Genomic DNA, 21381 nt, shown 5'->3' on the forward strand with positions numbered 1-21381 from the left:
CCTAATCCCGGTCCCGACATGGAGATGCCGGGATCGAGGAGCCGAACGCCGACGGGTAGCCTCGATGCGGAGGTGCCATGCGCGAGAACGACCAGGTGTCGGACGAGAACCGTTCGCCCTACATCCCGAATGCGACCGCCCACCCGTGGCGACGGATGGTCTCGATCGGCGACTCCTTCACCGAGGGCATCGGCGATCCCTACCCGGATCGCGCCGGAGAGCACCGCGGCTGGGCCGACCGCGTCGCCGCCGTCCTCGCCTCCCAGGTCGAGGACTTCGCGTACGCGAACCTCGCGATCCGCGGCAAGCTGATCCGCCAGATCGTCGACGCCCAGATCGAGCCCGCGCTCGCCCTGAAGCCGGACCTCATCACGATCTCGGCCGGCGGCAACGACGTCATCCGACCGCAGGGAGACCCGGATGCTGTCGCGGAGCTGTTCGAGGATGCCGTCGCTCGACTGTCATCTCAGGGGGCGACGCTGCTCGTCTTCACCGCGATCGACACCGAGTTCACCCCGGTCTTCCGCGGCATCCGCGGGCGCGTCGCGATCTACAACGAGAACATCCGGGCGATCGCCGACCGCTACGACTGCATCGTCGCCGACCAGTGGGCCCTGAAAGAGGTGCAGGACATGCGCTTCTTCGACGACGACCGTCTGCACTACAACTCGCTCGGGCACCACGAGGTCGCGCGCATGGTGCTCCGGGCACTCAACGTGCCCAACGACCTGCAGCCGATGTCACCGGAGGCCCTGCCGCCGACCACGTGGCGCGCGGCCCGGGCAAACGACCTGGTCTGGGCGCGGACGCACTTCGTGCCCTGGGTGCTGCGGCGTCTGCGTCACCAGTCCTCCGGCGACCACGTCACGGCCAAGCGCCCCGACGCGCTGCCGTTCTCGTCGACGCCGTCCGGCGACTGAGCTCAGCGCAGGGCCCAGAGAGCGACCGCGGCGGCCGAGGCGACGTTGAGCGAGTCGACGCCCCGGGACATCGGGATCGTGACGATCGCGTCCGCTGCGGCGAGCGCTTCGGTGGAGAGCCCGTCACCCTCCGACCCCATGAGGATCGCCAGCCTGTCGGGCCGAGCCGCGGCGAAGTCGTCCAACGGCACGGCGTCGTCCGACAGCGCCAGTGCGGCCAGGTGCACTCCCGCTGATGCGAAGAGGGATGCCGCGGCATCCCACTCGGGAAGGCGCGCCCACGGCACCTGGAAGACCGTCCCCATGCTGACTCGGACGCTGCGGCGGTAGAGCGGGTCTCCGCACCGGGGCGAGACGAGCACGGCGTCGGCGCCCAACGCGGCCGCCGCCCGGAACGCCGCCCCGACGTTCGTGTGGTCGACGATGTCCTCGAGGACGACGATCGTACGTGCGCCGTGGAGCAGCGCGACCGGGTCCGGCTGCTCGGGACGGTGCATGGCGGCGAGTGCGCCGCGGTGCACCGCGAACCCTGTGAGCTGTTCGGCCACCGTGTCGGGGACGACGTAGACGGGAGCATCACCCGCGAGAACCGCGACGTCGTCGACCCACTTCTCCTGCACGAGCACGGACCGCGGCCGGTGCCCGGCGGCGACGGCGCGGGAGATGACCTTCGCGGACTCCGCGATGTACAGACCGCCCGCCGGCTCCGCGATCCGGCGCAGGGCGGTGTCGGTGAGACCGCGGTAGTCCGCGAGCCGCGGATCCGCGGGGTCGTCGATGCGGATCGTCGTCATGGTTCCATGCTGTCACGCGCCCTCTGTGACCTCCGCGAAACGGCGACGGCGTAGGCTCGATCCCCTGAGGAGGGCCATGAGCGTGCTGGACCTGGATGCCGCGACGACCGCGGCCGTGGAACGCGCGGCCGACGCGCTCGCCGGACACCGCGTCGCCGTGCTCACCGGTGCCGGTGTCTCGACGGATTCGGGCATCCCGGACTATCGCGGCAAGGGCGCTCCCGTCCGGACCCCCATGACGGCTCAGCAGTTCCTCGCCGACGACACGTCACGACGGCGCTACTGGGTCGGCAGCCATCTCGGGTGGCGGACGTTCGCCGCCGCGGCCCCCAACGAGGGGCACCGGGCGCTCGCGGCACTCGAGCAGGCCGGGATCGCCTCGGGCGTCATCACGCAGAACGTCGACGGTCTGCACGTGCGAGCCGGCAGCCGACGTGTCGTCGAACTCCACGGCACGATGCGGCGGGTGTCGTGCCTGCACTGCGGCCAGGTCTTCGACCGCCGCGACCTGGCGGTCCGGATCGAGCGCGACAACCCCTGGATCACGGTGCCCGAGAACGTCGAACTCGGTCCCGACGGCGATGTGCTCCCCGGCGCGAGCGACGGTTTCGTCATCCCCGACTGCTCCGTGTGCGGTGGGATGCTGAAGCCCGAGGTCGTCTTCTTCGGTGAGTACATCCCGCTCGAGAAGTTCCGCGAAGCCGAGCAGCTGGTCCGCTCGAGCACCGCGTTGCTGATCGCCGGGTCCTCCCTGGTCGTGAACTCCGGCATCCGCCTTCTGGACCGTGCCCGCCGCCGGCGGCTGCCGGTCGTCATCGTCAACCGAGGCGAGACGCGCGGCGACCCCCGCGCCACCGTCAAGATCGACGCGGGGACGTCCGAGGTTCTCACGGTCCTCGGCCGGGAGCTCGCCGGCCGGTGAGGCTGCCGCCTCGTCGTAGGCTCGTCCGGTGACCCTTCTCACCCTCGTGCGCCACGGCGAGACCGACTGGAACCGCACCCGTCGAATCCAGGGGTCGACCGACATCCCCCTCAATGACACCGGGCGGGAGCAGGCTCGCGCCGCAGGACTCGCCCTCGCGGAGAGGCTCGATCGGGGCACGCCCACCGTCGTCGTCTCGAGCGATCTGTCGCGCGCGAACGAGACCGCCCGCGTCATCGCCGCCATCCTCGACCTCCCCGAGCCGCGCGCCTACCCCGCACTGCGGGAGCGCGGATACGGGGATGCCGAGGGTCTCACCGACACCGAAGTCCTCGACCGTTGGGGGCCGTGGCACAGCGCCGAGGTACCGGGCGCCGAACCGTGGCCCGAGGTCACGGCCCGAGCACTGCGCGGGATCCAGGAGGCGGTGGCCGATGCCCGCGCGGTGGTCGCACCCGACGAACCGCACGTCATCGCGGTGGCCCACGGCGCACTCATCCGCACCGTGATCTCCCACGCGACCTCGGGCGAGTACCCAGAGCCGGGCCACAAGCTGGCGAACGGCTCCGCGCACACCTTCCGGGTCGAGGACGACTGGTTGTCGCTCCTGACCTCGTCGGCGCTTCCCGTCTGAGCGGCCGGCCCCGGCTCAGGCGAGCCCGAGCGACCGGGCGATGAGGAGCAGCTGCACCTCGGTCGTCCCCTCCCCCACCTCCAGGATCTTCGAGTCGCGGAAGTGCCGTGCGACGGGGTACTCGTTGATGAACCCGTTGCCGCCGAAGATCTGCGTCGCGTCGCGCGCGTTGTCCATCGCCGCGTCGCTCGAGGTGAGCTTGGCGATGGCGGCCTCGGTCTTGAACGGACGCCCCGCGTCGCGCAGGCGGGCAGCGTGCAGCCAGGCGAGCCGTGAGACGTGGACGCGCTGCTGCATGCGCGCGAGCATGAACTGGATGCTCTGGCGCGTCCCCAGCGTCTCGCCGAACACGACGCGACTCTTGGCGTAGTCGACGGCCGCCTCGAGGCATCCCTCCGCCGCCCCCGTGGCGAGCGCCGCGATCGCGATCCGGCCCTCGTCGAGGATGTGGAGGAAGTTCGCGAACCCGCGCCCGCGCTCGCCGAGGAGGTTGGCCTCGGGCACCCGCGCGCCTGTGAAGACGAGCGGATGCGTGTCGCTGGCGTGCCAGCCGACCTTGTCGTACGCGGGCCCGACGGTGAACCCCGGCGTGCCGTGCGGGACGATGATCGTCGAGATCTCGCGCGTCGCGGCGCCCTGCTCACTCGTGACGGCGGTGACCGTCACGAAGCGGGTGATGGAGGTGCCGGAGTTGGTGATGAACTGCTTCGCGCCGTCGATCACCCAGTCGCCGCCGTCGAGGCGCGCGGTCGTCCGGGTGGCCCCGGCATCCGATCCCGCCTCCGGCTCGGTCAGCCCGAAGCCTGCGAGCGCGCGCCCGGCCAGCAGGTCGGGCAGGTACTCCTCGCACTGCGCGTCGGTCCCGAAGCGGAAGATCGGCATGGCGCCGAGACTCACGCCCGCTTCGAGCGTGATCGCGATCGACTGATCCACGCGCGCCAGCGCCTCGATGGCGAGCCCGAGGGTGACGTAGTCGCCGCCCTGGCCGCCGACCTCCTCGGGGAACGGCAGCCCGAACAGCCCCATGTCGCCCATCTGAGCGACGACGTCCATCGGCAGGGTCTTCGTACGGTCGGCCTCGTAGGAGACCGGCGCGACCACCTCGTCGGCGAACGAGCGGACGAGCCCCGCCAACTCGACCTGCTCCTCCGTGAGGTCGTATCCCGTCATCGGCAGACTCATGCGAACACCATCGCTCTTCCCGGCTCACGCAACACGTCGGCCACGTCGGTGAGGAACCGGGCCGCTTCGGCCCCGTCCACCAGCCGGTGGTCGAACGACAGGCTCAAAGTCATGACGTCGCGCAGGGCGACGCCTCCCTCGTGTTCCCAGGGACGCCGCTGCACCGCGCCGAGGCCGAGGATGCCGGCCTCCCCGGGGACGAGGATCGGGGTCCCGGCATCCACGCCGAACACGCCGTAGTTCGTGATCGAGAAGGTACCGCCCGACAGATCCGCGGGCGTCGCCTTCCCCGCTCGTGCCGTGTCGGCGAGGGTGCGGATCGACTGGGCGAGATCGACGAGCGACAGCGTCCCGGCATCCTTCACCGACGGCACGACGAGCCCGCGGTCGGTCGCCGCGGCGATCCCGAGGTTTACCTGCCCGAAGCGGATGATCTCGCCCGCCGCCTCGTCCCACGTCGCGTTGAGTTCGGGGGTCCGGCGAAGAGCGAGGCACACGGCCTTCGCGGCGACCGCCATGATCCCGACGTGGGCGTCCGCGAAACGTCGATCGGCGCGGAGTCCCGCCGCGAATACGACGGATGCCGTCACGTCGACGGTCAGGAACGTCGCCGCGTGCGGTGCGGTGAAGGCGGACCGCACCATGGCCTCCGCGGTGTGCTTGCGGACGCCGCGGATCGGGATCCGCTGGTCCGACATCGAGCTCGCCGGAGAGCCGGTGGATGCCGGTGCCGTCGCGGCCGGTGCCGGCGACGTGCGGGCCGCGTAGGACTCGACGTCCTCCCGCGTGATCAGACCATCGATCCCCTGAGCGGCCACGAGGTCGAGGTCGACCCCGAGATCTCTGGCGAGCTTCCGTACCGGCGGCGTGGATCGCGGACGCTCGCGCGGCTCGCGCTCGGGAGCGCTGGGCGCGATCGCGTCGTGCGGAGCCGCTTCGCGGACGGCCAGGTCGACGACGTCGCCGCCTGCCCCGGCGCGCGCTCGACGCTGCGGGCGGGCGTCGCTCCGCGGCGCGGCGCCGTACCCGACGAGGTTCGGTTCGCGTCTCGCCTCGGCGGCCGGTGCCGCTGCGGCATCCGTCTCCGTTCCGGCGACGTCGAAGGCGATAAGCACCTCGCCCACCGGCACGACGTCCCCCTCCGCGTGATGAAGTGCCGAGACGGTTCCGGCGAACGGCGACGGGAGCTCGACGACGGCCTTGGCGGTCTCGACCTCGGCGATCGTCTGATTGAGCGCGACCTGGTCGCCGGCGGCGACGTGCCACTGCACGATCTCGGCTTCGCGCAGGCCCTCGCCGAGGTCGGGGAGACGGAACTCGGTGATCACGCGGTCACCTCCGGAACGCCCGAGGGGCGGCCCAGCACCCGGTCGACGGCATCCAGGATGCGGTCGAGGTCGGGGAGGTGATGCTGCTCGAGCTTCGCCGGCGGGTAGGGGATGTCGTGACCCGTCACCCGCAGGGGTGGCGCCTCGAGGTAGTGGAAGCACTTCTCCGTGATGCTGGCGATCACCTCCGCCGCAACGCCTGCCTCGCGGGACGCCTCGTGCGTCACGACGACCCGGCCGGTCCGACGGACGGATGCCGCGACCGTGCCGTAGTCCACCGGAGACAGCGAGCGGAGGTCGATCACTTCGAGCGAGATCCCCTCGTCTTCGGCGGCGAGCGCGGCGTCCAGAGCCGTCGTCACCTGCGCGCCGTACGTCACGAGGGTGGCGTCGGTGCCTTCGCGGACCACCCGCGCGAGGCCGAGCGGAGCGGCGTCGGCGATGTCGGCGTCGAGGTCGACCTCGCCCTTCGCGTGGTAGAGCCGCTTGGGCTCGAAGAAGACGACCGGGTCGTCGCTCGCGATCGCCTGTCGAAGCATCGTGTACGCGTCCTGCGGGTTCGACACCGCCACGACGCGGAGTCCGGCGGTGTGCACGAAGTAGGCCTCGGGCGACTCGGAGTGGTGCTCTGCCGCACCCACGCCGCCGGCCCAGGGGATCCGGATCGTGATCGGCATCTTCACGCGCCCCTGCGTCCGGTAGTGGAGCTTGGCGACCTGACTGACGATCTGATCGAAGGCGGGATAGACGAAACCGTCGAACTGGATCTCGACGATCGGTCGGAATCCGCGGAAGGCGAGCCCTACCGCCGTCCCGACGATGCCGGATTCCGCCAGCGGGGTGTCGACGACGCGACGCGGGCCGAACTCGGACTGCAGTCCGTCGGTGATGCGGAACACGCCGCCCAGGCGTCCGATGTCCTCCCCCATCACGAGGGTCTTGTCGTCGTCGGCGAGCGCGCGGCGCATCGCGGCGGTGAGGGCCTTCCCCATCGTCAGTTCGGTCATCGCGTGCCCCCGTCCGAGAATCCGTCGAGGTACAGGGCGAACCGAGCCCGTTGCTCGTCCAGGCCGCTGTGCGGTTCGGCGTACACGTTGTCGAAGACCCGCAGCGCGTCGGGGGCGGTGGCACCCACGACGGCGGCGCGCATCGCCGCGGTGAACCGGTCGGCATCCGCTGTCAGCGACTGCGCGAAGGCGTCGTCGAATGCACCGAGGGCACGGAGGTACGACTCGACGCGCGCCAGCGGATCGCGGGCCTTCCAGTGCGCGACCTCGTCGGCGTCGCGGTAGCGGGTGGGATCGTCCGAGGTGGTGTGCGGCCCGACGCGGTAGGTGACGGCCTCGAGGTAGGCGGGACCGCGTCCGCTCCGCGCGTGATCGGCGGCCCAGCGCATCGCCGCGATGCAGGCGAGGACGTCGTTGCCGTCGACCCGCATGCTCGGGATGCCGAAGCCCGGCGCGCGGTGCGAGATCGGCGTCCGCGACTGCAGCTGCACCGGCTCGGAGATGGCCCACTGGTTGTTGGAGCAGACGAAGACGACGGGGACGCCGTACGAGGAGGCGAAGATCATCGCCTCGTTGACGTCGCCCTGGCTGGTCGCACCATCGCCGAAATAGGCGACCGCGACCTGATCGCCGCCGTCGCGCTGGATGCCCATGGCATAGCCGACGGCGTGCAGGCTCTGCGCCCCGATGATGATCTGCGGGTTCGCGACGTGGACGTCGAACGGGTTCCAGCTCGCGTGCTGCGCTCCGTGCCAGACCATGACGAAGTCTTTCGGCTGCACGCCGCGGACGACCTCGATCCCGATCTCGCGGTAGCTCGGGAAGAGGAAGTCGTCGTCGTGACAGGCCCATGCGGTGCCGACCTGGACGGCCTCCTGCCCGTGCGCCGGTGCCCATAGGCCGAGGTGCCCCTGGCGCTGGAGGGCGACGCCTTCGGCATCGAGCCGGCGGGAGAGGAACATGTCGCGGTAGACCTGACGCAGCATGGGCGCGTCGACGTCGGCGGCCCACGGACCCAGCCGCTCGTCTCGCACGCGGCGCCCCTCATGGTCGAGCAGGCGGGCCACATCCTCGGTATCGCTCGCCAGCGCGGCGGCGGGGGTCAGAGTGTCGGTCATCATCGTCCCTCTCTGATCGCGGACGCGCGTCTTGTGGACGGACGACCGGCGCAGAACACCGGCCTCGTCGCCGGATGCTGCGAGACTAAGCCGACATCGCACCTCGCTCAAGCATCGCGAAGAACATTGAGCAGGATGCGTAAGCAGCTGGAAACCCTACTGCTATGGTGTGGCACTATGAGCGCCCTGGACCACGTGGACCTCGAGCTGTTGAACGCGCTGGCCGAGGATCATCGCGCCACCGTGGTCGCGCTGGCCGAACGACTCGGGCTGTCCCGCAACACCGTGCAGGCCCGCATGGCCAAGCTGGAGCGGTCGGGAGTCTTCCTCTCCTTCGAGCGTGCCATGTCCCCCGCCGCGCTGGGGTACGCGATCGACGCGATCCTCCACGTGCAGGTCCGGCAGGCCGACCTGCCGCGCATCACCGCCGAGCTGCAGGAGATCCCCGAGGTCGTGCAGTGCCACGGCTTGAGTGGGCCCGTGGATCTCCTGGTCCGCGTCGCCGCACGGGACACGCAGCACCTGTTCGACATCGATGCCCGGATCCTCGCGATCGACGGCGTCGAACGCACCGAGACGTCCCTCGCGATGGGCGAGGTCATCGGGTACCGGGTGCGACCTCTCCTGGCAGCGGCTCGGCGGGAGAGCTGACATCCGCGGGCGCGCGCTCCTCCACCCGGACGAGCACGACGCCCGCGAGGATCAGCGCGCCTCCGATGAACTGCACCGCCGCTGGCGCCTCGCCCAGCAGGAGCCACGCGAAGCTCAGGGCGAAGAGCACCTCCGAGAGCCCGACGAACGACGCGAGCCTGGACCCGATCCGCGGGACGGCCATGATCCCGAGCGCATACCCCGCCGCCGTGCACAGCCCGACGAGAGCGAGGGGAACGAGCGGCGACACCGTCGCTCCCAGCAGATCGACCGCCGCGGCGGAACCCGTCAGCGGGAGGATGCCGATGGCAGCCAGCCCGAGGATCGTCACCGTCCCTACGAGCAGACCGCCGGCGGCGAGAGCGAGGGGCGGAAGATCGTCACCCGCTCGCTCACTCATCACGAAGTAGACGCACGCGCAGACCGCTGCCAGCAACGCGAAGACGGTGCCCAGCACGTCGAACCTGGCGCCCGAGACGTCGACGACGAGGACGAGACCGATCATCGCCACGATCGATCCGAGGACGACGATGCGCGACGGGGCGCGGCGTGTCCTCGCCCAGACGAACAGCACGAGCATGACCGGTGCGAGGTACTGGATCAGGAGCGCGACGCCCACCGGCATCCGTTGCAGCGCGGAGAAGTAGAACACTTGGCAGCCGAGCACCGGGATGAGCCCGAATGCGACGAGCGACACACCGTGCGCGCGGAGGAAATCGGGGCGGCGCAGCAGGGTGCGCACGAGGGCGGGCGAGAGCACGAGACCCGCCACCCCCATCCGGATCGCGAGGACGCTGGCCAGCGACCAACCGCCCTCGAGCAGCGGTTTGGCGATGGGCCCGCTGACGGAGAAGGTGAGCGCACTCGCAACGGCGAGAAGGAGGCCTCGAGACGGCACCGCGCCGCTGGCGGCGGAGGGCGGCACCCTCTCGGGAAGCGTCCGGGTCATGTGGGTTCCTCGCGGATGGGATCGAAACGTCATGAGCTAAAGGCCATTACACTGGTGACAGTACCGACGGCGAGCGTCAGGAGTCAAGATCATGTTCATCCGTGACACGGAGATCTCGCTGCGCGCGGCGACCGCCCTCGTCAACTCGCTTCCCGAGATCGACGACGACCGCATCGACCGCCTCGCGACACTGGAGGACCTGGCGGCGTTCCTGCGCGAGCACCCCTACAGCGGGGTCATCCGCCGAGACGATGTCGAGCTCTCCGAACTGCGAGCCGCGCGGTCGCGCCTGCGGATGCTCTGGACCGGGGACCGCGTCTCGGCCGTTCCGATCGTCAACGCGATGCTCCGCGAGAGCAAGGCGCTCCCCCAGCTGGTCATCCACGACGGGTACGACTGGCACATCCACGCGACCGACGACGCCGCACCGCTCGCGACCCGCATCACCGTCGAGGTCGCGATGGCCTTCGTCGACGTCATCCGCTCCGACGAGTTCGACCGCGTCCGCGTCTGCTCCGCGGACGACTGCGAGGCCGTGTACATCGACTACTCGAAGAACGGGTCGAAGCGCTACTGCGATACCGGCAACTGCGGCAACCGCATGAACGTCAACGCGTACCGTCGCCGGAAGGCCGAAGAAAGCGCGTGATGGCGGATGCCGCCGCCCTCGGCGTCTCGTAGTGGATGAGGTGTCCCACATCGGGGATGACGACGAGGTCGGCATCCCGGAACATCTCCTGCAGCTCGAACTGCGCAGACAGCGGCGTGATGTCGTCGTTCTCCGCGGCGATGAGGAGCGTCGGGACGTCGATACGCCCCGCAGCCTCGCGCACGTCGTGCGAGACCGAGGTGACGAACGCCTCGTGCAGGGTGTCGCGGTCGGCGAACCGCGAGAAATAGGTGTCGTGCTGGTCATGGATGAAGGCGCGAAGGCCACGATCCTTGGTCTTGGCCATCGCCACACTCGTCACCCGCACGATGACGCGGTTGCGCAGCAGGGCATCGCCGAGCGGCCGAGGCAGCCGGGCGCCGGCCCAGTAATAGAAGATCGCGAGTCGCGTGAGGATCCCGCGGGGTCCCTCGAGCGCCGGCGCCCCGATGGGGTTCACGAGGATCAGGCGAGGAGTCCCGAGCCCGCGCGCGACCGCAGCCGACGAGACGATCGAGCCGAAAGAGTGCCCGAGCACGACGGCGCCGGGGGCGACCTCCGCCGCGAAGGCAGTAAGCCACGACGCGTACGCGTCGAGGTCGTGCCGCCCCGGAAACGCGGGGGTCTCGCCGAACCCGGGCAGGTCGGGCGAGACCACCCGGATGCCGTCGAGCTGCGCCACGATCGGCTCGAGACCGTGGTGGTCGCCTCGGAAGCCGTGCACCGCGAGGATCGTCGTCTCGGCATCCACCGGTCCGTAGACCCAGTAGGCCGTCGGTACACCCGCGACGGTCACCTCTCGTCGCTCGACGGGGACGGCCGCGAGGCGCTGCGCGTACGGATTGGCGGCGGTCATCCGTCGAGTCTACGAGGGGGTAGGGCGCCTGCCGCTCGGCGGCGCGTCGTCCGGCACGATGTCGGCGGTCGACCGTAGCGTCGGAGCATGGGCGCCTGGGACGAACTTCCGCTGTGGGATGACGACACCTGGGATGAGCCCACTCCTGTTGAGGTCGCCGCCTCGATCGCTGAGCCTGCCGCCGTGGACTCCGTCGTCGTCGCCGAGATCACGGCGGAGTCCGTCGCGCTGGGTCCGTGCGCGGGTCCGCTGGGCGTCTTCGACCTCGAGACGACGGGCATCGACGTCCGCTCCGATCGGATCGTGAGCGCCCACGTCGGGGTCCTCGACGCGTCCGGCGCCGTGATCGACGCCCGCACCTGGCTCGCTGATCCCGGTATCGAGATCCCCGCGGGTGCGACCGCGGTCCACGGCATCACGACCGATCGAGCACGCACGGAAGGACTCCCTGCTGCGGAGGTCGTCGCCCAGGTGACCGCGTCGCTGCGCGACCTGTTCGCCGCCGGCATCCCCGTCGTCGCCTATAACGCACCCTTCGACTTCTCGCTGCTCAAATACGAGAGCCTGCGGCACGGCATCGCACCCATCGAGGCACCCTCGCCCGTGATCGACCCGCTCGTCGTCGACAAGACCTACGACCGGTATCGGCGCGGCAAGCGCACCCTCGAGGTCGTCGCCGCGCACTACTCCGTCACCCTCGAGGGCGCGCACGACGCCGCCGCAGATGCGATCGCCGCAGGACGCGTCGCGCAGGCGATCGCGGCGCGCTTCGACCTCGACGCGTCGGCCGTCGACTTCCACACCCAGCAGATCGCGTGGGCGCGTGCGCAAGCCGAGAGCCTCAGCGAGTACTTCGCGCGCATCGGCCGGCTCGACGCCGATGTGGACGGCAGTTGGCCGATCCGCTGACGGACCCCGCGTCCGGGAACGACGAAGGCCCCGCCGGAGCGGGGCCTTCGAGGACGGCTGCTTACTTGCTGCCGAAGTTCTTGAAGCGCTGGTTGAACTTCTCGACGCGACCGGCCGAGTCCATGATGCGCTGCTTGCCCGTGTAGAACGGGTGCGAGGCAGACGAGATCTCGACGTCGATGACCGGGTAGGTCTCGCCGTCCAGCTCGATCGTCTTGTCGCTGGAGACCGTCGAACGGGTCAGGAAGGTCTCGCCGGAGCCGAGGTCGCGGAAAACGACGGCGCGGTACTCGGGGTGGATGTCAGTCTTCATTGGGTTCCTCACGAAGTGCCCTGGATTTTGCCAGGAGCGGGTGAAAGTCTGCAGCGCGAACGCGCCAACGCAAGATTCTATCAGGATGCCGCGCGCGCGGCGAACCGACCGTCCTCCGACGTCAGCGTGATCGGCATCCCGAACGTCGCCGTCAGGTTGTCCGCCGTCAGCGTCTCCGCGATGGGCCCCTGCGCGACCGCCGCGCCGTCGCGCAGCAGGAGGACGTGCGTGAAGCCGACGGGGATCTCCTCGACATGGTGCGTGACCATGATCATGGCGGGCGTCGACTCCTCCTTCGCATACCCGCTCAGCAGGCTCAGCAGCTCTTCGCGGGCGCCGAGGTCGAGGCTCGCGGTCGGCTCGTCGAGCAGGAGGAGCTCCGGATCGGTCATGACGGCGCGCGCGATCTGGACCCGCTTCTGCTCGCCGTCCGACAGCGTCCCGAAGGTGCGGTCGGCCAGGTCGGCGAGGCCCCACTCCCCCAGCACGCGTCGCGCACGACGCTCATCGATCGTCTCGTAGTCCTCGCGCCAGCGGCCCACCACAGCGTAGGCGGCGGTCAGGACGACGTCGAGGACGGTCTCATCCTGGGGCACGCGCTTGGCCATCGCCGAGGATGCGAAGCCGATCCTGGGGCGGAGGTCGAAGACGTCCGTGCGCCCGAGGACCTCGTCGAGCACGGTGACGGCACCCGAACTCGGGTGGGTGAGGGTAGCGGCGAGCTGCAGGATCGTGGTCTTCCCGGCCCCGTTCGGGCCGAGGACGACCCAGCGCTGGTCCGCGTCGACGGTCCAGTCGATCCCGTCGACGATGTTGCGGGCATTGCGGCGGACGACGACGTCGGCGAGTTCGAGCACCTGAGGCATGATCCCAGCCTATCGACCGGGCGGAGTCGCGCCGGCAGGCTACCGGCCGGTCGCGGCGACCTCTCGGTACAGCTCTGCCGTGGCATCCGCGATCGCTTCCCAACTGAAATCGGATGCCGCCCGCTCCCGGCCGGCACGCCCGTATGCGCGAGCCTTCTCGGGATCCGACACGACCTCGGTCAGAGTTGCGGCCAGGTCGGCGACGAAGCGATCGGGATCGACGGGGGTGCCGGTGCCGTCCTCGACCTGTTCGATCGGGACCAGACGTCCGGTGACGCCGTCGATGACGACTTCCGGGATGCCGCCGGTCGCCGTTCCCACCACGGCTGCCCCGCAGGCCATGGCCTCCAGGTTGACGATCCCAAGGGGCTCGTAGACCGACGGGCAGACGAACGTGGTGGCGGACGTCAGGATGGCGCAGAGATCGGGCCGCGGCAGGAACTCCTCGATCCAGACAACGCCCTCGCGGGTCTGCTGAAGCGTCCGGACGAGGTCCTGGACCTCGGCCATGATCTCGGGCGTGTCTGGCGCCCCCGCGCACAGGACCAGCTGCACCTCGGGGGGAAGGAGCTCCGCAGCCCGCAGGAAGTACGGCAGGCCCTTCTGCCGCGTGATGCGGCCGACGAACACGACGGACGGGCGGTCCGGGTCGATCCCCCACCTCGAGAGCAGTTCCGGGTCCTCGCGCGGCTGCCAGGCCTCGACGTCGATCCCGTTGTAGATGACCCGCACCTTGGCGGGGTCGAGCGCCGGGTAGCTGCGGAGGATGTCGCGCCGCATCCCGTCGCTCACGGCGACCACCGCGGCCGCGTTCTCGTAGGCGGTCTTCTCGACGAAGCTCGAGACGGCGTACCCGCCGCCGAGCTGCTCGGCCTTCCAAGGCCGGAGCGGCTCGAGCGAATGGGCGGTCACGATGTGGGGGATGCCGTGCAGCTTCGACGCCAGGAACCCGGCGAAGTTCGCGTACCACGTGTGACTGTGCACGACGTCGGCCCCGGCGACGTCGCCGACGATCTCGAGATCGGTGCCGAGGGTCTGCACCGCCGCATTGGCCTCCGAGAGCCCCTCCGGGACGGCGTACGAGGTGGTGTCCGCTTCATCCCGCGGCCCTCCGAACGCGCGGACCTGCACCTCCATGCGCGAGCGCAGCGCCGCGACGAGTTCGGTGACGTGGACCCCCGCTCCGCCGTAGATCTCCGGCGGGTACTCCTTCGTGACGATGTCGACGCGCATGGACCGAACTCTAGGCCACACGGAACACGCACCAAAGTCCTCGCTTGCCCGCTGCAAATCGCCATAGTGTGAGCACATGCCAGCATCACCGAAGGTCCTCGGTATCGTCCTCGCCGGTGGCGAGGGCAAGCGCCTCATGCCGCTCACCCAGGACCGCGCGAAACCCGCCGTCCCCTTCGGCGGGCAGTACCGTCTCATCGACTTCGCGATCTCCAACCTCATCAACTCGGAGCTCCGCCAGATCGTCGTCCTGACGCAGTACAAGTCGCACAGCCTCGACCGCCACGTCTCCCAGACCTGGCGCATGTCCGCGCTCCTGGGCGCCTACGTCACATCGGTGCCGGCGCAGCAGCGGCTCGGCAAGCGGTGGTTCTCCGGCTCGGCCGACGCGATCCTCCAGTCGCTGAACCTCATCCACGACGAGAAGCCCGACATCGTCGCGGTCATCGGCGCCGACCACGTGTACCGCATGGACTTCCAGCAGATGATCGACGCGCACATCGCGTCGGGTGCCCGCGCCTCGGTCGCCGGCATCCGCCAGCCGATCGGCCTCGCGAACCAGTTCGGCGTCATCGACGTCGACCCCGCCGACGGGGTCACGATCCGCGACTTCCTCGAGAAGCCGCAGAACCCCACCGGCCTCCCCGACAGCCCGGGCGAGGTGCTCGCCTCGATGGGCAACTACGTCTTCGACACCGACGCCCTCATCGAAGCGGTCGAGGCCGACGGCGAACTGCCGACGTCGAACCACGACATGGGCGGCGACATCATCCCCTACTTCGTCTCACGTGGCGAAGCGGCGGTGTACGACTTCAAGCGCAACGACGTCCCTGGCTCCACCGACCGCGATCGCGACTACTGGCGTGACGTGGGAACGATCGATTCGTTCTTCGACGCGCACATGGACCTGATCTCCGCGCTGCCGATCTTCAACCTGTACAACATGGACTGGCCGATCCGGTCGCAGTCGGTGAACTCGCCGCCCGCGAAGTTCGTCCGCGACGGGGTGGGGCGCATCGGGAACGCGATCGACTCGATCGTGTCGCTGGGCTGCGTACTGTCGGGCACGCACCTGGAGCGGAGCGTCCTCGGTCCCTGGACGCTCTCGGGCGGCGGATCGACCATCACCGACTCGGTCCTCTTCGACCACGTCAGCGTCGGAGCCGGTGCCCGCGTGCATCGCGCGATCCTCGACAAGAACGTCGTCCTGGAACCCGGCGCGACGGTGGGCGTGGACCGCGAGCTCGACCTGTCGCGAGGCTTCACCGTCACCGACAGCGGGCTGACGGTCGTCGGCAAGAACATCCGCATCACGTCCTGAGCGGACGTGCCTACGGCGTCGGAGCAGATAGCGTGGTCGGGTGCCTGACGCCCGGTTCCTCGTCGTGTTCGACGCCGACTCCACGATCATCCGCAACGAGGTCATCGAACTGATCGCCGATGAAGCGGGCCGCGGCGCTGAAGTGGCCGCTGCCACCGAGGCGGCGATGCGCGGCGAGGTCGACTTCGCCACGAGCCTCCGCTCGCGCGTGAGCGAGCTCACGGGCGTGCCGATCGCGGCCTTCGGTCGCGTGCTGTCGCGCATCGAGCCCACCCCCGGCGTGCACGAGCTGATCGCGGCGATCCATGAGCGCGGCGGCGTCGCCGCGGTCGTCTCGGGCGGATTCCACGAGATCCTCGACACGGTCGCGCCGGACCTCGGCGTGGACGTGTGGCGCGCGAACCGCCTGGCCGTGGCCGACGGCATCCTCACCGGCTCCGTCGACGGCGACATCGTCGACGCCGCCGCCAAGGCTTCGGCGCTGCGCGAATGGAGCCTCTCCTACGGCGTGGCCCCTGAGACGACGATCGCCGTGGGCGACGGGGCGAACGACCTCATGATGATGGATGTCGCGGGCCTCGGCATCGCCTTCAATGCGAAACCCGCCGTGCGCCTCCGAGCGGATCTCGTCGCCGAGCGCGTCGACCTGGCGCAGCTCATCCCGCTGCTCCCCTGAGGGCGAGCGGGATGTCGGAGGCAGGTCGTACCCTGCCGACATGGACATCATCCTGATCCCCGGCCTCTGGCTGACAGCCGACTCGTGGGACGACGTCGTCCCCGCCCTCCGCGACGCGGGGCACACGCCGCGTCCGCTCACCCTTCCCGGCGTGGGCGCTCCCGAGTCCGACATCGGCCTCACCGATTGGGTCGACGCGGTCATCGCCGAGATCGACCGCGTCGATGGGCCCGTGGTTCTCGTCGGTCACAGCGGTGGCGGCAACGTGGCCTGGGCCGCCGCGGAGCAGTGCGCCGATCGCGTCCGCCGAGTCGTCCTGGTCGACACGACACCTCCCCCGCCCGGAGCCGAGATCTCGGAGTTCCCCATCGTCGACGGGGTGATCCCCTTCCCGGGGTGGGACTTCTTCGATGCGGAGGACACTGCGGACCTCGACGAGCAGACCCGCGCTCGCACGGCACCCCTCACGGCATCCGTCCCCCGGCGGGTGCCGACCGATGCCGTCGTGATGGAGGGCACCGAACGCCACCGGGTGCCGGTGACGATGTTGATGGGATCGATGGACGACGAGACGTTCCGTCGGGTCGTGTCGGCGTGGGGCGATTTCGCGGCAGAGTTCGCCGCGATCAAGGACGCCGAGATCGTCCGGCTCGGAACCGGACACTGGCCGCAGTTCTCGGCGCCGGCTGAGCTGTCGCGCCGGATCGTCGAGGCGGTGCGCTGACGCGGGTCAGTGACCCATGCCGAGCCCGCCGTCGACGGGGATGACGGCGCCGGAGATGTAGGCCGCGTCGTCCGAGGCCAACCACACGACGGCGGCGGCGACCTCGTCGGCGACACCGAACCGGCCGGCCGGGATGCTCTTCTTGTAGTCGGCCTGCGTCTCGTCGGGGAGCGCGGCCGTCATGTCCGTCTCGATGAACCCGGGCGCGACGACATTGGCTGTGATCCCGCGTGAACCCAGCTCGCGCGTGAGCGACCGGGCGAAGCCGACGAGGGCGCTCTTGGATGACGAGTAGTTGATCTGCCCGGCGGAGCCGTAGAGGCCGACGACCGAGGAGATGAGGATGACGCGCCCCCACTTGGCCCGCAGCATCCCCTTCGCGGCGCGCTTGACGACGCGGAAGGCGCCGCCGAGGTTGGTCGAGACGACGGAGTCGAAATCGTCCTCCGTCATACGGAGCAGCAGTGTGTCCTTCGTGATGCCGGCGTTCGCGACGACCACCTCGACAGGGCCGAGCTTCTGCTCGACTTCGGTGTATGCGGCATCCAGCGAGGTGGCATCGGTGACATCCGCACGGACCGTCAGCGTCCCCTCCGGACCCTCCCCCGAGCGCGCGGTGACCGCGACAGCGAACCCCTCCGCCACGAATCGCTCGGCGATCGCACGGCCGATGCCGCGGTTGCCTCCGGTGACCAGGACGACGCGCTCGCGGGACATTCTTCTCCTTGCTCCGAGGCGGGTGGATCGCACCAGCCTACCGGCGCGGTCGAACGGTAGTCTGGAGTCAACTCGCCTGAAGGAGACGGACGTGACCGACGCCACGAACACCCCGCCGCAGCCCACGGACGTGCCGCCGGCACCCCCTGCGCCCGACGCCTCGTCGCCGGTCGCCCCGCCGTACACGCCCCCCGCGTACGGTCAGCAGCCGACCGCCACTCCCGGGTATGTCCAACCGTCGTACCCGCAGTCTGGCTATGGGCAACCCGCCTACGGTCAGCCTGCCTACGGCCAGCCCGCAGCCGGCTACGGGTACGCGCCGGCCCGGCCGACCAACGTCCTCGCGATCGTCTCGCTCGTCGCCTCGATCGCGGGCCTCACGATCCTGCCCTTCATCGCCTCCATCGCCGGCATCATCACGGGTCACATGGCCCTGAAGCAGCTGAAGACCTCTGGCGAGCAGGGTCAGGGTCTCGCACTCTGGGGCACCATCCTGGGTTGGATCGGCGGGGGCATCCTGGTGCTCATCCTCCTGATCTGGGGCTTCTTCTTCGTGATCTTCGCTGCCACCGCCGGCAGCGTCGGCATGTCGTCCTGAGGAGCCTTCCCACGTCTCGCCGCGCCCCACACGACCGCACACCGTCGGCGACCTCGCTCACCACCGCACCCGAGGTCGACGCGCGGTCCCGCACACGCCGATACGTCATCATGATGTCGGTCAGGGTCCTGTGCTTCATCCTCATGGTCACGGTGACCCCGTACGGCTGGCAGACCTGGATCTTCGCCGCCGGCGCAGCAGTCCTCCCCTATCTGGCGGTCGTGATCGCGAACGTCGGTAACGGGGACGAGGTCGTCGTCGCCGAACGCCCCTCTCGCGAGATCGAGTCGACACCATCGGCATCCACGCCTCCGGAGGACCCGAATGGAGGCGTCATCCGCATCCAGGAGAGCCCCCCGCAGGAGGATCGATGAATCCCGCGGCGGGAGGATCGGGTGCTGCACAGTGCTCGCGAGCAGGATGCCGCGCCGACGCCGCATGGCAGGTGGTGTGGCGCAATCCCCGCATCCACGCCGTGGATCGCCGCAAGGTGTGGGCCGCGTGCACCGATCACGTCGAGTTCCTGCGCGACTACTTGGCTTCGCGCAACTTCCCGGTCGAGGTCCTCGCCCTCGCGCCCGCGTCCGCACCATGAACCGCGAGACGACGCTCCGCTGGAGCGGGTACGTGGCGATGGCCATCGTCTTCGCCATCGCCTGCGCGATGCTGTCCAACTGGCAGTTCTCCCGCAACGCGGAACGGGACGCAGAACTCGCTCTCGTGGAGAGCAACTACTCGCAGGCGCCCGTGCCGTTCGACGAACTGCTGCCCGACGGCACGTTCGATCCCACCGACGAATGGCGGCCGGTCGAGCTCACCGGACGCTACCTGACGGATGAGAGCCTTCTGGTGCGGAACCGACCGCACGGCGGCACGAGCGCATTCGAGGTGCTGGTCCCCCTCCGCACGGGCGACGGTCGCGTCGTCCTCATCGACCGCGGCTGGGTCCGGCCCGGCGACGACCAGCCCGCCCCGGACAACATCCCCGCGCCGCCGACGGGCGAGGTGACGGTCGTCGGCCGCCTCCAGCCCGGTGAGGCCGCCGCCCGCGAAGGTCGCTCGGCCGCCGACGGTCAGGTGCCGACTATCGACCTGCGTCTGATCGGGCAGGAGACGGGCCAGGCGGGGAGCCTCGTCGAGTCCGCCTACGTGCTGATGACCGAGGAGACTCCGGCACCCGCCGAGCGTCCGAACGCCCTCGAGGACCCGTCCGCGGATCCCGGGCCATACCTGTCGTACGCGATCCAGTGGATTCTGTTCGCCGTCATGGGATTCGTCTTCATCTGGTACATGATCCGCACCGAGATCCGACACCGCCGCGAGGACGAGGAGAACGGTCCGAGGACCCGGACCCCGCGGAGCGCGCGTCGCCGCGACCGCGACATGGAAGCCGAAGACGAGCTGATCGACGCCCGCTGAGATCGCGCAGCTGCGCGCTGGATCAGGCCAGCGTGATGAGGTCGATGTAGTCCCGACCCCAGATGTCCTCGACGCCGTCCGGGAGGATCAGTACGCGCTCGGGATTGAGTGCCTCGACGGCGCCCTCGTCGTGCGAGACGAGGACGACAGCGCCCTCGTAGTGTGCAAGCGCGCCGAGGATCTCCTCACGGGATGCCGGGTCGAGGTTGTTCGTCGGCTCGTCGAGCAGCAGCATGTTCGCGGACGAGACGACCAGCGTCGCGAGCGAGAGGCGCGTCTTCTCGCCACCCGACAGCACGCCGGCCGGTTTCAGCACGTCGTCGCCGGTGAACAGGAACGAGCCGAGCACCTTGCGCGCTTCGGTGGCCGTGATGTCGGGTGCTGCCGACATCATGTTGTCGAGGACTGAACGGGTGACGTCGAGGTTCTCGTGCTCCTGCGCGTAGTACCCGATCTTCAAGCCGTGGCCAGGCTCGATGATCCCGGTGTCCGCCTTGTCGACTCCGGCGAGGATGCGCAGGAGAGTCGTCTTACCGGCACCATTGAGGCCGAGGACCACGACGCGGGAACCACGGTCGATCGCGAGGTCGACACCGGCGAAGATCTCGAGCGAGCCGTACGACTTCGAGAGGTTCTTCGCCATGAGAGGTGTCTTGCCGCAGGGAGCCGGCTTCGGGAAGCGCAGCTTCGCGACCCGGTCGTCCTGACGGACGTCATCGAGACCGGCGAGGAGCTTCTCCGCCCGCGCGACCATCTGGTGCGCAGCGGCTGCCTTGCTGGCTTTCGCACCGAACCGCGCAGCCTGCTGCTGGAGCGCCGTCGCCTTCTTCTCGGCGTTGGCCCGCTCCTTGCGGCGACGCTCCTCGTCGGCGGCGCGCTGGCGGAGGTAGTTCCTCCAGTTCATGTTGTAGACATCGATGACCTGGCGCATCGCGTCGAGGTAGAAGACCCGGTTGACGGTCTCGCCGACGAGATCGATGTCGTGGCTGATCACGATCAGCCCGCCCTTGTAGCCCTTCAGGAACTCCCGCAGCCACACGACGCTGTCGGCGTCGAGGTGGTTCGTCGGCTCGTCGAGGATCATGGTCTGCGCATCGGAGAAGAGGATGCGGGCGAGTTCGATGCGGCGGCGCTGACCGCCCGACAGCGTCTTGAGCGGCTGATCGAGAATGCGATCCGGGAGCGACAGGTTGTGAGCGATCGAGGCCGCCTCGGCCTCCGCCGCGTATCCGCCGAGGGCCTCGAAGCGCTCGGTCAGCGAGCCGTACTTCCGCATCGCACGGTCGGCCACCGCGGCATCCGTCGACGCCATCTGCTCAGCGGTCTCCCTCATCCCGATCGCCAGCGACCCGAGGCCGCGAGCGTCGAGGATGCGGGTGCGTGCGAGCATTTCCGGATCGCCCGAGCGAGGATCCTGCGGAAGGTATCCGAGTTCACCCGTGCGGTCCACCCCGCCGTCGGCCGGGATGAGATCACCGGCGAGCACCTTGGTCAGCGTCGTCTTCCCCGCACCGTTGCGGCCGACGAGACCGATCTTGTCGCCGGGCGACACGCGGAACGACACGTCCGACATGAGCGTGCGTGCACCGACGCGG

The 21381-nt window shown here is 69.7% G+C and carries 25 protein-coding genes; 13 read left to right on the forward strand and 12 right to left on the reverse strand.

The features are described from left to right. Nucleotides 1-77: 77 nt before the first annotated feature. Nucleotides 78-920, forward strand: a complete 843-nt coding sequence (locus tag BBA86_RS05990) for an SGNH/GDSL hydrolase family protein (protein WP_065570727.1) — start codon at nt 78-80, stop codon at nt 918-920. A 2-nt stretch (nt 921-922) separates the two neighbouring features. Here the strand turns inward: BBA86_RS05990 and BBA86_RS05995 are convergent, their stop codons facing one another. Next, nucleotides 923-1714: a TrmH family RNA methyltransferase gene (locus tag BBA86_RS05995; protein ID WP_065570728.1), complete on the reverse strand. Its 792-nt coding sequence runs from the start codon at nt 1712-1714 to the stop codon at nt 923-925. 76 nt (nt 1715-1790) lie between these two features. Here BBA86_RS05995 and BBA86_RS06000 point away from each other — a divergent pair, with 76 nt between their 5' ends. Together BBA86_RS06000 and BBA86_RS06005 are read left to right on the forward strand one after the other, a co-directional pair. Next, nucleotides 1791-2636 (forward strand): Sir2 family NAD-dependent protein deacetylase, encoded by an 846-nt coding sequence (locus BBA86_RS06000; protein WP_065570729.1) that lies wholly within the window; start codon nt 1791-1793, stop codon nt 2634-2636. A 28-nt stretch (nt 2637-2664) separates the two neighbouring features. Next, nucleotides 2665-3270, forward strand: a complete 606-nt coding sequence (locus tag BBA86_RS06005) for a histidine phosphatase family protein (RefSeq protein WP_065570730.1) — start codon at nt 2665-2667, stop codon at nt 3268-3270. Between the two features lie 15 nt (nt 3271-3285). Here BBA86_RS06005 and BBA86_RS06010 read toward each other — a convergent pair whose 3' ends face one another. The 4 genes from BBA86_RS06010 to pdhA are packed head-to-tail and all read right to left on the reverse strand — an operon-like array spanning nt 3286 to nt 7905. Then, nucleotides 3286-4440: an acyl-CoA dehydrogenase family protein gene (locus BBA86_RS06010; protein ID WP_083199629.1), complete on the reverse strand. Its 1155-nt coding sequence runs from the start codon at nt 4438-4440 to the stop codon at nt 3286-3288. A gap of 8 nt (nt 4441-4448) precedes the next feature. Then, on the reverse strand, nt 4449-5780 hold the full coding sequence (locus BBA86_RS06015; protein ID WP_065570732.1) for a dihydrolipoamide acetyltransferase family protein: 1332 nt from the start codon (nt 5778-5780) through the stop codon (nt 4449-4451). Next, nucleotides 5777-6787 (reverse strand): alpha-ketoacid dehydrogenase subunit beta, encoded by a 1011-nt coding sequence (locus BBA86_RS06020; protein WP_065570733.1) that lies wholly within the window; start codon nt 6785-6787, stop codon nt 5777-5779. The genes BBA86_RS06015 and BBA86_RS06020 overlap by 4 nt, the downstream gene beginning before the upstream one ends. Then, nucleotides 6784-7905: a pyruvate dehydrogenase (acetyl-transferring) E1 component subunit alpha gene (gene pdhA, locus BBA86_RS06025; protein WP_065572201.1), complete on the reverse strand. Its 1122-nt coding sequence runs from the start codon at nt 7903-7905 to the stop codon at nt 6784-6786. Before pdhA ends, BBA86_RS06020 begins: the two co-directional genes overlap by 4 nt. Before the next feature lie 177 nt (nt 7906-8082). Here pdhA and BBA86_RS06030 point away from each other — a divergent pair, with 177 nt between their 5' ends. Continuing rightward, nucleotides 8083-8556: an Lrp/AsnC family transcriptional regulator gene (locus BBA86_RS06030; RefSeq protein WP_065570734.1), complete on the forward strand. Its 474-nt coding sequence runs from the start codon at nt 8083-8085 to the stop codon at nt 8554-8556. On the opposite strand, the gene BBA86_RS06035 is transcribed toward BBA86_RS06030, so the two are convergent. Next, nucleotides 8504-9505 carry an EamA family transporter gene (locus BBA86_RS06035; RefSeq protein WP_065570735.1) on the reverse strand — a complete coding sequence of 334 codons (1002 nt, stop codon included), beginning with the start codon at nt 9503-9505 and terminating at the stop codon, nt 8504-8506. The two genes, BBA86_RS06030 and BBA86_RS06035, sit on opposite strands and share 53 nt — an antisense overlap. Nucleotides 9506-9596: 91 nt before the next feature. Between BBA86_RS06035 and BBA86_RS06040 the strand changes: the two genes are divergently transcribed. Further along, nucleotides 9597-10154, forward strand: coding sequence for a CGNR zinc finger domain-containing protein (locus BBA86_RS06040; protein ID WP_065570736.1), 558 nt, complete (start codon nt 9597-9599; stop codon nt 10152-10154). Here the strand turns inward: BBA86_RS06040 and BBA86_RS06045 are convergent. Then, nucleotides 10114-11010: an alpha/beta fold hydrolase gene (locus tag BBA86_RS06045; protein ID WP_065570737.1), complete on the reverse strand. Its 897-nt coding sequence runs from the start codon at nt 11008-11010 to the stop codon at nt 10114-10116. The genes BBA86_RS06040 and BBA86_RS06045 overlap by 41 nt on opposite strands. 87 nt (nt 11011-11097) lie before the next feature. Between BBA86_RS06045 and BBA86_RS06050 the strand changes: the two genes are divergently transcribed. Next, nucleotides 11098-11919: an exonuclease domain-containing protein gene (locus BBA86_RS06050; RefSeq protein WP_065570738.1), complete on the forward strand. Its 822-nt coding sequence runs from the start codon at nt 11098-11100 to the stop codon at nt 11917-11919. 61 nt (nt 11920-11980) lie between these two features. On the opposite strand, the gene BBA86_RS06055 is transcribed toward BBA86_RS06050, so the two are convergent. The 3 genes from BBA86_RS06055 to glgA all read right to left on the reverse strand — a co-directional run bounded on the left by BBA86_RS06055 (nt 11981) and on the right by glgA (nt 14331). Beyond that, nucleotides 11981-12232 (reverse strand): type B 50S ribosomal protein L31, encoded by a 252-nt coding sequence (locus tag BBA86_RS06055; RefSeq protein ID WP_018186539.1) that lies wholly within the window; start codon nt 12230-12232, stop codon nt 11981-11983. An 80-nt stretch (nt 12233-12312) separates the two neighbouring features. Further along, nucleotides 12313-13098: an ABC transporter ATP-binding protein gene (locus tag BBA86_RS06060; RefSeq protein ID WP_065570739.1), complete on the reverse strand. Its 786-nt coding sequence runs from the start codon at nt 13096-13098 to the stop codon at nt 12313-12315. 39 nt (nt 13099-13137) lie between these two features. After that, on the reverse strand, nt 13138-14331 hold the full coding sequence (gene glgA, locus BBA86_RS06065) for a glycogen synthase (protein WP_065570740.1): 1194 nt from the start codon (nt 14329-14331) through the stop codon (nt 13138-13140). Nucleotides 14332-14407: 76 nt separating this feature from the next. On the opposite strand from glgA, the gene glgC reads away from it, so the two are divergent. Genes glgC through BBA86_RS06080 form a run of 3 tightly spaced genes read left to right on the forward strand, consistent with a single transcriptional unit; the run spans nt 14408 to nt 17052 of the window. Next, nucleotides 14408-15652, forward strand: a complete 1245-nt coding sequence (gene glgC / locus BBA86_RS06070; RefSeq protein ID WP_065570741.1) for a glucose-1-phosphate adenylyltransferase — start codon at nt 14408-14410, stop codon at nt 15650-15652. A 40-nt stretch (nt 15653-15692) separates the two neighbouring features. Further along, complete coding sequence (serB, locus tag BBA86_RS06075; protein ID WP_065570742.1) at nt 15693-16328, forward strand: phosphoserine phosphatase SerB; 636 nt, start codon at nt 15693-15695, stop codon at nt 16326-16328. Nucleotides 16329-16368: 40 nt separating this feature from the next. Beyond that, complete coding sequence (locus BBA86_RS06080) at nt 16369-17052, forward strand: alpha/beta fold hydrolase (RefSeq protein ID WP_065570743.1); 684 nt, start codon at nt 16369-16371, stop codon at nt 17050-17052. 6 nt (nt 17053-17058) lie between these two features. Here the strand turns inward: BBA86_RS06080 and fabG are convergent, their stop codons facing one another. Further along, nucleotides 17059-17769 carry a 3-oxoacyl-ACP reductase FabG gene (gene fabG, locus BBA86_RS06085; protein ID WP_065570744.1) on the reverse strand — a complete coding sequence of 237 codons (711 nt, stop codon included), beginning with the start codon at nt 17767-17769 and terminating at the stop codon, nt 17059-17061. Nucleotides 17770-17860: 91 nt separating this feature from the next. Between fabG and BBA86_RS06090 the strand changes: the two genes are divergently transcribed. From BBA86_RS06090 to BBA86_RS06105, 4 genes are read left to right on the forward strand one after another with little or no spacing between them, the layout of a single operon-like run. Beyond that, complete coding sequence (locus BBA86_RS06090; protein WP_065570745.1) at nt 17861-18367, forward strand: DUF4190 domain-containing protein; 507 nt, start codon at nt 17861-17863, stop codon at nt 18365-18367. Continuing rightward, entirely contained in the window at nt 18268-18741 is a 474-nt protein-coding gene (locus BBA86_RS06095; protein ID WP_223247036.1) for a DUF3099 domain-containing protein, read from the forward strand. Before BBA86_RS06090 ends, BBA86_RS06095 begins: the two co-directional genes overlap by 100 nt. Beyond that, complete coding sequence (locus BBA86_RS06100) at nt 18738-18962, forward strand: hypothetical protein (protein WP_065570747.1); 225 nt, start codon at nt 18738-18740, stop codon at nt 18960-18962. Before BBA86_RS06095 ends, BBA86_RS06100 begins: the two co-directional genes overlap by 4 nt. Continuing rightward, nucleotides 18959-19786 carry an SURF1 family protein gene (locus BBA86_RS06105; protein ID WP_065570748.1) on the forward strand — a complete coding sequence of 276 codons (828 nt, stop codon included), beginning with the start codon at nt 18959-18961 and terminating at the stop codon, nt 19784-19786. Before BBA86_RS06100 ends, BBA86_RS06105 begins: the two co-directional genes overlap by 4 nt. A 22-nt stretch (nt 19787-19808) precedes the next feature. On the opposite strand, the gene BBA86_RS06110 is transcribed toward BBA86_RS06105, so the two are convergent. After that, nucleotides 19809-21359, reverse strand: a complete 1551-nt coding sequence (locus BBA86_RS06110; protein ID WP_223247115.1) for an ABC-F family ATP-binding cassette domain-containing protein — start codon at nt 21357-21359, stop codon at nt 19809-19811. Between the last annotated feature and the right edge of the window lie 22 nt (nt 21360-21381).

The sequence above is a fragment of the Microbacterium oleivorans genome, assembly GCF_001691565.1.
Taxonomy (GTDB): domain Bacteria; phylum Actinomycetota; class Actinomycetes; order Actinomycetales; family Microbacteriaceae; genus Microbacterium; species Microbacterium oleivorans_B.

Bases quoted from the DNA above. Each gene is read 5' to 3' on its own strand.
- BBA86_RS06055 (WP_018186539.1), bottom strand. From the start codon at position 12,232: ATGAAGACTGACATCCACCCCGAGTACCGCGCCGTCGTTTTCCGCGAC.
- BBA86_RS06110 (WP_223247115.1), bottom strand. From the start codon at position 21,359: ATGTCGGACGTGTCGTTCCGCGTGTCGCCCGGCGACAAGATCGGTCTC.
- BBA86_RS06050 (WP_065570738.1), top strand. From the start codon at position 11,098: ATGGGCGCCTGGGACGAACTTCCGCTGTGGGATGACGACACCTGGGAT.
- BBA86_RS06100 (WP_065570747.1), top strand. From the start codon at position 18,738: ATGAATCCCGCGGCGGGAGGATCGGGTGCTGCACAGTGCTCGCGAGCA.
- BBA86_RS05990 (WP_065570727.1), top strand. From the start codon at position 78: ATGCGCGAGAACGACCAGGTGTCGGACGAGAACCGTTCGCCCTACATC.
- BBA86_RS06105 (WP_065570748.1), top strand. From the start codon at position 18,959: ATGAACCGCGAGACGACGCTCCGCTGGAGCGGGTACGTGGCGATGGCC.
- BBA86_RS06030 (WP_065570734.1), top strand. From the start codon at position 8,083: ATGAGCGCCCTGGACCACGTGGACCTCGAGCTGTTGAACGCGCTGGCC.
- BBA86_RS06035 (WP_065570735.1), bottom strand. From the start codon at position 9,505: ATGACCCGGACGCTTCCCGAGAGGGTGCCGCCCTCCGCCGCCAGCGGC.
- BBA86_RS06060 (WP_065570739.1), bottom strand. From the start codon at position 13,098: ATGCCTCAGGTGCTCGAACTCGCCGACGTCGTCGTCCGCCGCAATGCC.
- BBA86_RS06040 (WP_065570736.1), top strand. From the start codon at position 9,597: ATGTTCATCCGTGACACGGAGATCTCGCTGCGCGCGGCGACCGCCCTC.
- BBA86_RS06010 (WP_083199629.1), bottom strand. From the start codon at position 4,440: ATGACGGGATACGACCTCACGGAGGAGCAGGTCGAGTTGGCGGGGCTC.
- glgA (WP_065570740.1), bottom strand. From the start codon at position 14,331: ATGCGCGTCGACATCGTCACGAAGGAGTACCCGCCGGAGATCTACGGC.
- fabG (WP_065570744.1), bottom strand. From the start codon at position 17,769: ATGTCCCGCGAGCGCGTCGTCCTGGTCACCGGAGGCAACCGCGGCATC.
- BBA86_RS06045 (WP_065570737.1), bottom strand. From the start codon at position 11,010: ATGACCGCCGCCAATCCGTACGCGCAGCGCCTCGCGGCCGTCCCCGTC.
- BBA86_RS06020 (WP_065570733.1), bottom strand. From the start codon at position 6,787: ATGACCGAACTGACGATGGGGAAGGCCCTCACCGCCGCGATGCGCCGC.
- BBA86_RS06000 (WP_065570729.1), top strand. From the start codon at position 1,791: ATGAGCGTGCTGGACCTGGATGCCGCGACGACCGCGGCCGTGGAACGC.
- BBA86_RS06080 (WP_065570743.1), top strand. From the start codon at position 16,369: ATGGACATCATCCTGATCCCCGGCCTCTGGCTGACAGCCGACTCGTGG.
- pdhA (WP_065572201.1), bottom strand. From the start codon at position 7,905: ATGACCGACACTCTGACCCCCGCCGCCGCGCTGGCGAGCGATACCGAG.
- glgC (WP_065570741.1), top strand. From the start codon at position 14,408: ATGCCAGCATCACCGAAGGTCCTCGGTATCGTCCTCGCCGGTGGCGAG.
- BBA86_RS05995 (WP_065570728.1), bottom strand. From the start codon at position 1,714: ATGACGACGATCCGCATCGACGACCCCGCGGATCCGCGGCTCGCGGAC.